Origin of the sequence: Rhizobium sp. Root1203 (assembly GCF_001424945.1) — a bacterium.
GTDB lineage: Bacteria > Pseudomonadota > Alphaproteobacteria > Rhizobiales > Rhizobiaceae > Rhizobium.
This window is the reverse complement of the sequence record NZ_LMCW01000052.1, coordinates 1-6,530: the sequence shown is the minus strand read 5'-3', so window position 1 is coordinate 6,530 and position 6,530 is coordinate 1. Positions and strand designations below refer to the sequence as shown.

Sequence of the window (6,530 nt, the reverse complement as noted above, 5' to 3'; positions counted from 1 at the left end):
GGATTTGGGGTTCGCTAAATCTGCTCGTCTTCATCAAAATCTCCTCGATCATAAAGCCCGAGAAAATTCTACTTTTGAAGCCCGTTAATTTGCGGGGGGATTACCGTAGAAGATCAGGAGTAAACTGCACGCGTGACAGCTCAGCCTCGAGATTTTTTGCCAGGCTTTTGATCGCCCTTGTCTTCGCGAGACCCGGAAGACCCTCGACGAGGAGATGACCGTTCGCAAGAAGGCCGAGCAGCAATCTCTCAACCATGGTCTCCTGGCCGATGATCGACTGGCCGATGCGCTTGCCGAGATCGATGATGTCGTCACGTGCCGTCACTATTACCTTCTCCCATACCGGGCGGCTCACAGCCGCATCGTGTTGCGAAACTGAGATCGGCTGCTTGCAACTGCCGATGCAAGGTGGCCAGACTTTGCGCGCTATTCGCCCTGAGGGAAGTACGTAACGGTAAATTCACTGTAACAGCCCCGTAAAGACAGATGCGCCTCCTTGCCGCTAAACTCGAACTACCGCATCTAAAGGTTGATATGCGCGGTATTTCGCTCAGGTGACGAAAGGGGTATCGTGGCGCCGCCGGCCATTTGACAACTCGATACGTTGCACTGCGCTGCGGCATTGGCGCGACCCTCTGCCGCAGCAAATACTGCATTTGATTCTTCCCAGCGTACGCAGAGGATTTCCTATGTGGTTTCTTGCGGACCCCGTCATCGCTATCTTTCTGTCCCTCGCTCTCGGCTACCTCCTGGGGCAATTGCGCGTTGGAGCTGTTCAATTGGGCGGGATCTGCGGAACGCTTCTCGTCGCGTTGGCGCTTGGCCAGCAGGGAGTTGAAGTCAGTCCCGATCTCAAGGAAACCGCCTTCGCGCTTTTCATTTTCGCGCTCGGATTTTCTGCAGGCCCGCAGTTCATCGCCAACATCCGCGGTGGATGGCGCTACGGCATTTTCTCGATCATCGAAGTCGTCTGCGTGCTGCTGCTGGTATCGATTGCGGTTGTCATCTTTCGCCTCGACGTCGGCTCGGCGGCCGGACTATTTGCGGGAGCGGCGACGGAGTCAGCCGTGCTGGGCACGGCATCGGAGGCCATTGCGCGGCTCTCGGTGCCGGGCGACGAGATCCAGCAGCTTCAGGCCAACATCGCGACGGCTTACAGCCTCACCTATCTGTTCGGCCTGATCGGCATCGTGGTCTTCACGACGCAGATAGCGCCATTGCTTCTCAAGATCGATTTAAGAACGCAAGCCCAGGAACTGGCGCGGAAACTGGGCTCTGGGGAAGAAGAGGATGATCAGGCCGAAGGTCTCCCTATATTGGTCGGCCGCGCCTTCCGCACCGGCGCCGCAGCGGGGATGACGATCGCGGACTTCGAACGAAGCAGAAATTGGGCGATTGCGATCGAAGGCGTGCAGCGCTGCGGCGAGGTGCTGGAAGGCTCGCCTGACGTCCTTCTTCATGCGGACGACGTCATCTTCGTTCGTGGGCGCCGTAACGCCGTCATTGCCGTACGCGACCGGCTGGGAGACGAAGTGCCCGTTCCCGATGGAACGAGCATCACGCTCGTCAGCCGTGATGTGGTTCTTGGGCGAAAGGAGGTATTCGGTCGACAGATACGCCAGCTCAGGCAACTGGCGTCGCCTGAACTGCAACGCGGCGTGTTTATCTCGAATGTTCGGCGAATGGGGCAGCTGATACCGTCGCTGTCCGGAACGATCCTCCAGCGAGGTGACGTCATTACTCTTTACGGTTCAGAAAAGGCGGTGACACGGGCTGCGAGTGCTCTCGGAAAGGTTTTGCCCGTGGGCAAAAAGACCGATTTCACGTTTCTCGGAGCCGGCATCGTTTTGGGCCTCCTCGTCGGCCACTACAGTTTGGAGATAGGTCGCCTAAACCTTACGCTCGGTTCCGGCGGCGGCGCCCTCATCTCGGGCCTGATTTTTGGCTGGCTTAACATGCGCTACTCTGTCCGCGGGGGCTTTCCGGCGCCTGCGGCGGAATTCGCCAAGGATCTCGGACTGGCGGTGTTCATCGCGGCTATCGGTCTGGACGCCGGGTCACATGCCATCGGCCTGATCATGGAGTACGGGCTCATTCTGCCGCTGCTGGGATTGCTCGTCTCATGCGTGCCCGCCCTGGTGTCGCTGTTTGTAGGGTCGCGCCTTATGAAGATCGAAGCCCCGATCCTTCTCGGCATAATCGCAGGTCAGCACTGCAGCACGCCGACGATCAGCACCCTCGTGTCGCAGGCCGGAAATTCAGTTCCGGTTCTTGGCTATACGGTGACCTATGCGATCTCAAACGTTCTTTTACCCTTGATGGGACCGGTTGTCGTGGCATTGGCGTCATCGCTCGCGAACTAGCGGCCGCGAGCCCCAACGGGGTCTCCCCGTAGCGACATTTACCGTAACGTACTTCCGCTTGCACGCGGATGGCGCATTGTTGCGGTATTGGCTCGGCCGGAGGCGGGATGGTCCGATGAGCAAGAACCACGGGTCCGCATCGAATGGCACTGAAGCCGCACGGCGAGGCCTGTGGCGACTGATGCTCAAGTTGCCTGCGATACGCGGGGAACTGCAGGTATTGGTCGCCAGATCCGGCCGTCTAAACGACCTCCTTGAGGCCTACGAGGAAGCGAACGCTACGCTGGAACGCTTCCTTAGAGACCGCGGCAGAAATGACTGCCCTTTGATCGCCGAGTACGAGACGGTATGCGCCGAGATAGAATCCGACATCGTTCGCTATGTGGTCGATACGATGAAGACGCACGATTGATGGAAGTGCGGAGATGGTGAACCGTGTCGTCGCCCGCGGTCGCAGGCCGACGAACTGGTTGCTCGCGACACTTCCATGAAGGACGCGAATCCGAACTCACCAATTCGGCCCCTCATCGTTTCTCTGAGCACCGCCACGGAGGATATCAAAGCCAGTTCCTGCGCACTCCGACCACCCCTCGTCGCTGACTTCCGAGTGCCGGACCCGGATTCCATAGCGGGCGACAACACCGACCGACTCGCAAAGGCAGACGGCGACATACATCGGGAACGCGTCCAACCAGCAGTTCCCGTTCGGGCCGCACCGCATGCGGCCCTCGACATACCCCTGAAGACTGTCCGGCTCCATCCCGAAGGCGGTCTCGGCAAGGTTGGGGATAATTTGCCGCTCGAAGGCTAGCTTCGAGGCGAAGTCATGCGTGAGTTCGGGCGCAGGATGAGGTTTGAGTCCCACAAGCATAACGCCATGCTCCCGGCAAACCCGGATCGGCCCCGCCCAGCCACTCCATTCGACCGTAGGCGCGATGGCCGCGTCGACCAGAAGCCTGCTGCTCATCTTGAAGGACGCATTCCGGGCAGAACCGGAGACAACTTCGGTGGGCTATCGAGTAGGAAAATGCCACGCCTGAGAGCGTAGTGATCCTGACTTCAGTGCGAACAACGCCGCGAGACAACGACTGGCGCGACGCACCCAGCAAGGACGCGAACGCTGCCAGATCATTCTCGTTGCCAACAGCCAATCCCTGGAAGCGGTAGCCGTGTTGCGACGCAAATGTCTTTGCGTTTTCATAGCCGCATGCGGCGGCGATGCGGGAGCAGTGGCTCGCGACGGTGCGGGAGGGCAGGGCGATGGGCTCGGTCGCGAGCATGATCTTGCGTGGTCTGATCGAGGTCGACCTAGACGAGAAACTACTCGGGCCGGACACTATCGTCCGCCGCGCTTGCTCCTAGGAGGCGTCGATGAAATGGAGAAATTCCGACGAGCCGAAGAACTCGCTCGAAGTGACCACCTATGCCAATTCGCTGCGCATCGCATTGAGGCGATGCGGGATCTTTCTGAAGGGCGACAAGGCCGTAGGCTTGGTTCTGCCGCCCGACGCGGACATCGATACATATCAACAGGCAGTCAAAGCGGTCCTGGTTAGCGGCGGGATCGCGAGAGCGGACCGTCGTAGTTGGGAGAGTGGCATGCCAGATCGTGGAAAGAACGGCGGGGGCAAAGCCGTCGACCTCGACCAGCCAAAACAACTGGAAGTGAGCATCGAAACGTTTGGCGAGGCACTCTCAAAAGCCGGCTTTAGCTCAGCAAAGGCAGGGAGGAAGATAGTAGGCCAGGGAACACGGAGAGAGACTCTGAAGAAAGAGACTTCCAAGCCCGCAAATAAGTAGAGAGTAAGCGATGCATGGACCAAAATCCGGATGCGCTTAATGAGTAGGTGACCTAGCGGCGCCCACAGCGATTAGCCGTTTTGGCTAGAATCGCATCTGGCGACGCCAAGCCGCCGGACTGAGGTTGGTCGCCTTCGTAAAAGCCCGGGTGAAATGGCTCTGATCAGCGAAGCCGCAAGCCAAGGCGATCTCGGCGATGGACATGCGACCATCGCCGAGAAGAGCCCTTGCTCGCTCGATCCGACGCATCATCAGCCACCGATATGGTGGCATTCCAAAACTTTCACCGAACGCTCGGACCAGGTGTCGCGTGGACAGGTCGCATGCTCCTGCCATGTCCGCCAGCGTCAGATCTCCCCCGAGATTCGCATCCAGAAGCTCCAGAAGCCTCCTGCGCTGCCAAGGCGCCAGTCCACCACGACATCGAGGAACAGCTAAGCCCCCGTATGTTTGCAATGCATGCACCGCGAGCGCTCGGGCGACATGATCCACGAACAACCGGCTTGCGTGGTCTGGCTGCTCAAGGGCGGGCAGAAAGGCCTGGGCCAGAGCCGCAACGACTTTGTCTTGGTACGGCCGGCCGGGCCGCAGCATCAGCTCGTCGATTTGAGGACCTCCGCTCTCGTCGCTGATTTCTTTGAAGATTGCCTTTGGAAGGTGGAAAAGCACAGTTCGGACAGGAGCTCGAAACAAGGCGCTGCTGCGTTGTCTTAGGTCGAGGAAACTAAAAGCGCCGGCAGAAAGCGGTTGCTCGGTGGGGATCGGCCGCCCGTCGATCCATAATTCGCGTCTGAACATTTCGCCCTGCCACACGGCGAAGACGAACGCATCCTCGATCGCGGACGGCTCCGTCGGGTCGGGACCGGGCGCTGGACGCTCGACTAGCGTCGCAGTAAATGCACCTGAATGAAAACTTCTCGACGCCATGGCCGAGGCCGATTTGATCTTCAGCGTCTCGGACAGACTTCGCGCATACAGCGAACGCGGCATATAATTCGACTTGCGTTTGAAAACCGTTGACACTGAACTGTAGTCTGTGGCTCTTTCCAGAGGACGGTTTCTTCGTCAACCGTCCACCGTTCACGAGGCTGTCCGTCTCCCACATTATGTCCTTTTCAGACAAAAGCTGGCTTGGGCTCGCTATAGCCTACCGGAACAGCCGCTAGACTTTCGGTTCCTGCACGGACGAGGGTGATATGAAGGCGACGGGGGCATATGGGCGAAAACTGGCGGACGCGATGCGTGTCGGAAAAGCCGCCAGCTTCGTTTCCCGTTCGACATTGAGTTCGTCGAAGATCGCGGTGACTGAAATTCGCTCCCCACGCATGGAGAAGCAGGTCACGCTTCCGCTCGCACCGGAAAACGGCATTCTGGCGATGGCGCAAATGGCGGACTGGCCGAAAAGGGTTCTCATCGAAGACGGCCGCCTGGTGAGCGCGCAGCCATTGTCGGCTGGGACGGTGACACTTTTCGACCTCAGGAAGGTTTGGACCGGGGTGAGGTTCACGCCGATCCATTACGTCTGCTTCTATCTCCCCCAGGCGGCGCTCTCCGAGGTCGCCGAACTTGAGGATGCTGCGCTGCCGGACGAGTTTCCGAACGACTATTGCGGCGGCAATCGGGATCAGACCTTGTCGAGCTTGGCACGCATGCTTCTGCCCTCGTTCGCCGCCCCCTCGGAAGCGAATCCCCTTTTTGTAGATCACGTCACGATGGCTGCCTGTGCTCACGTGCTTCGGCAATATGGTGGTGCGAAGGCCCGGGGAACGCCGCCCCGGAAGCTCTCCAGGGGGGAACTCGAGCGCTCGAAGGAGCTTCTCTGCGCATCTGTCGATCGCGACCTCACGATCAAGATGCTCGCAGGCGAAGTGCAGATGACGCCCACGCATTTTGTCGCGGCGTTCAAGTTGAGTACGGGAGCGGATCCTCACGAATGGCTCGACCAATACAGGCTTGAACTGGCAACGGTCCTTCTGGCACGGACCGACATGTCGATCGACGACATCGCAATCGCCGCGGGGTTTCCAGCCGGGCATCGGTTCGAACAGCAGTTCCGGCTGAAGATGTCCGTCTCGCCGGAAAATTTTCGATCCGACGTGAAGAAGTAGGAGGACTGCATGGCTTCCGGATCATATGGAAGGAAAATGGCGGCGATCTGCGGTTCCGACGAAGCTCCCGTCGTAAAGACGCGCCAGCTCCGAAATACCGCGATCATTGCCACACGTCTCGTTATCGACTGTCCTGGGCGGGAAAAGACCGAGCCTCTCTGTTGGTTTCCACGCGGAACTGAGCCGGTTTTTCCACCGAGAAGTGAGCCACCTCTAAGTATGGTTTTCTGATCAGGGTTTGGTCAAGGGATTGGCTTTT

General features: G+C 59.0%; 6 protein-coding genes and 2 pseudogenes. 4 read left to right on the top strand and 4 right to left on the bottom strand.

Going from position 1 to position 6,530, the window contains the following annotated elements; genetic code table 11:
• Nucleotides 1–106: 106 nt before the first annotated feature.
• Nucleotides 107–325, bottom strand: a pseudogene (locus tag ASC97_RS28110) (AAA family ATPase); the annotation flags it as partial.
• A gap of 364 nt (nt 326–689) precedes the next feature.
• Here ASC97_RS28110 and aspT point away from each other — a divergent pair.
• Complete coding sequence (gene aspT, locus ASC97_RS28105) at nt 690–2,363, top strand: aspartate-alanine antiporter (protein WP_057471629.1); 1,674 nt, start codon at nt 690–692, stop codon at nt 2,361–2,363.
• A 115-nt stretch (nt 2,364–2,478) separates the two neighbouring features.
• Nucleotides 2,479–2,775 (top strand): hypothetical protein, encoded by a 297-nt coding sequence (locus ASC97_RS28100; RefSeq protein WP_057471628.1) that lies wholly within the window; start codon nt 2,479–2,481, stop codon nt 2,773–2,775.
• Nucleotides 2,776–2,871: 96 nt separating this feature from the next.
• On the opposite strand, the gene ASC97_RS35840 is transcribed toward ASC97_RS28100, so the two are convergent.
• The gene (locus tag ASC97_RS35840; protein WP_057471627.1) at nt 2,872–3,330 is read right to left on the bottom strand and encodes a hypothetical protein; all 459 of its coding nucleotides are present in this window, start codon (nt 3,328–3,330) and stop codon (nt 2,872–2,874) included.
• A gap of 25 nt (nt 3,331–3,355) precedes the next feature.
• Nucleotides 3,356–3,643, bottom strand: a pseudogene (locus ASC97_RS36445) (hypothetical protein); the annotation flags it as partial.
• 91 nt (nt 3,644–3,734) lie between these two features.
• Here ASC97_RS36445 and ASC97_RS34820 point away from each other — a divergent pair.
• Nucleotides 3,735–4,163, top strand: a complete 429-nt coding sequence (locus ASC97_RS34820) for a hypothetical protein (protein ID WP_057471626.1) — start codon at nt 3,735–3,737, stop codon at nt 4,161–4,163.
• A gap of 84 nt (nt 4,164–4,247) precedes the next feature.
• On the opposite strand, the gene ASC97_RS28085 is transcribed toward ASC97_RS34820, so the two are convergent.
• Complete coding sequence (locus tag ASC97_RS28085) at nt 4,248–5,153, bottom strand: AraC family transcriptional regulator (protein WP_113000443.1); 906 nt, start codon at nt 5,151–5,153, stop codon at nt 4,248–4,250.
• A gap of 206 nt (nt 5,154–5,359) precedes the next feature.
• Here ASC97_RS28085 and ASC97_RS28080 point away from each other — a divergent pair, with 206 nt between their 5' ends.
• Nucleotides 5,360–6,271: a helix-turn-helix transcriptional regulator gene (locus tag ASC97_RS28080; protein WP_082530201.1), complete on the top strand. Its 912-nt coding sequence runs from the start codon at nt 5,360–5,362 to the stop codon at nt 6,269–6,271.
• Nucleotides 6,272–6,530 lie beyond the last annotated feature (259 nt).